Annotated in this window: 1 protein-coding gene; it reads right to left on the reverse strand. The window is 25.9% G+C overall.

The window, feature by feature from the left end:
* Positions 1-220: CDP-glycerol glycerophosphotransferase family protein (locus CD116_RS07990; protein ID WP_206168528.1), on the reverse strand; the 220-nt coding region annotated here is incomplete at both ends.

Genomic DNA, 220 nt, shown 5'->3' on the forward strand with positions numbered 1-220 from the left:
ATCAAATGCATAGAAAATCATTGGCTTTTTAAATACTGCATATTCATATATTAAAGATGAGTAGTCACTAATTAATAAATCTGTTATAAACAGTATATCATTAACTTCTCTAAAGTCAGAAACATCAACAAAATATTGTTTATGCTTGTCTGCAATATTAAGTCTATTTTTTACAAACGGATGCATTTTAAATAATACAACCGCGTTATTTTTCTCACAG

The sequence above is a fragment of the Staphylococcus schweitzeri genome (assembly GCF_002902405.1).
GTDB lineage: Bacteria > Bacillota > Bacilli > Staphylococcales > Staphylococcaceae > Staphylococcus > Staphylococcus schweitzeri.